Source organism: Sphingomonas ginsenosidimutans (genome assembly GCF_002374835.1).
Lineage (GTDB): Bacteria > Pseudomonadota > Alphaproteobacteria > Sphingomonadales > Sphingomonadaceae > Sphingomonas > Sphingomonas ginsenosidimutans.
Genome location: NZ_NWVD01000044.1, coordinates 1 through 1326 on the forward strand (window position 1 = coordinate 1; position 1326 = coordinate 1326).

At 61.1% G+C, this 1326-nt stretch carries 3 protein-coding genes; 2 read left to right on the top strand and 1 reads right to left on the bottom strand.

Features of this window, described 5'->3' with window-relative positions; all coding sequences use genetic code 11:
• Both COA17_RS20220 and COA17_RS18575 read left to right on the top strand, forming a co-directional pair.
• A partial coding sequence (locus COA17_RS20220; protein ID WP_217991017.1) for an ATP-binding protein occupies positions 1-74 on the top strand: 74 nt, incomplete at its 5' end.
• 323 nt (positions 75-397) lie between these two features.
• Positions 398-1168: a recombinase family protein gene (locus tag COA17_RS18575; RefSeq protein ID WP_096614354.1), complete on the top strand. Its 771-nt coding sequence runs from the start codon at positions 398-400 to the stop codon at positions 1166-1168.
• On the opposite strand, the gene COA17_RS18580 is transcribed toward COA17_RS18575, so the two are convergent.
• The coding region (locus COA17_RS18580; RefSeq protein ID WP_141397124.1) for a transposase at positions 1099-1326 on the bottom strand (228 nt) is incomplete at its 5' end. The genes COA17_RS18575 and COA17_RS18580 overlap by 70 nt on opposite strands.

The window sequence follows — 1326 nt, forward strand, 5'->3', positions numbered from 1 at the left end:
TCGACCGCATTACCCACCACTGCGACATCGTCGAGACCGGCAACGACAGCTGGCGATTCAAGCACCGCAGCTGACGCGCGGGACCACCGGCAGAAGATGCTTCGCGCTGGTTGCGCCTCCGGTCGGGCTACGCCCGCCCTACGCCGCAACCAGCGCGAACGGCACGCCCGCCATACCCGTCACACCGCTCGACAAACGGGGTCCCTTTTGGACGCCGATAGGGGGTCCTTTTTGGACGCCGATTGACATTCGCTGACGAACCCGGCGGTTCTCTTCGGCTGTCTTGATCGTAAAAGCCGCGAACCGGCCTCCCGCATGCCGAACTCGACAATGCTTTGGACATGTCCCTGCGTTACGAACGCGCCCACACTCGGTCTTCCTAAGAAGGAGGCCACCGATGCCCGAAAACCCTCTCAGCGCGCCCAATCGTTGTGCGATTTACACGCGTAAAAGCACCAACAGCCGCCTCGATCACGAAGTCAATTCGCTTACGACACAGCATGAGATCTGTTCGGCTTACGTCGCAAGCCAGCGATATCGAGGTTGGACCGCGCTCCCTCGGAGTTATGATGACGGCGGACACTCTGGCAGTGGGCTCGAACGGCCAGCGCTCGCAGCGCTCATGCACGATATTGAAGCGGGCGAGATCGACACAGTTGTCGTTTATAAGATCGACCGGCTGACGCGCAGCCTACTGGACTTCGTACGCCTGATCGAGATTTTCGACCGGCGGTCGATTGGTCTCGTGTCAGTGTCGCAGGCTTTCGACACCACCGATAGCATGGGTCGCATGATCCTGAACGTACTGCTCACCTTCTCGCAATTTGAACGCGAGTTGATCGCCGAACGCGTGCGCGACAGCATCCGCACTCGTAAACGCCATGGCCGCATCCACGGCGGCTTAGCCCCTTTTGGCTACGAATACCGCGACGGAGAGCTCGAAGTCGTAGAGGCCGAAGCCGAGATCGTCGGCTTCATCTACGCCGCGTTCCTCCGGCACGGAACCTATACAGCAGCGATGACCGCGGTGCGCGAGGCGGGGTTTTGTAGCTCGTTCAAGACTGCGCGTAACGGCACCTTAGGGTCAGGACTCATTGGTCATAGCCAGAAGATGACGGTGGCCGCGAGGGCGACGGCAGAGAAGAAGACGGTTGGGCAGCGGTCGTAGCGAGTTGCGACGCGGCGCCAATCCTTCAGACGGCCGAACATGATCTCGATGCGGCTGCGGCGCCGGTAGCGGCGCTTGTCGTATCTGACCGGCTCGTTGCGCGATCTGCGGCCCGGGATGCAGGGCTGGATGCCTTTGGCTTCCAGGGCGTCTCTGAA

Excerpts from the sequence above, each read along its gene's own strand:
- COA17_RS18575 (WP_096614354.1), top strand. The coding sequence starts at position 398 with ATGCCCGAAAACCCTCTCAGCGCGCCCAATCGTTGTGCGATTTACACG.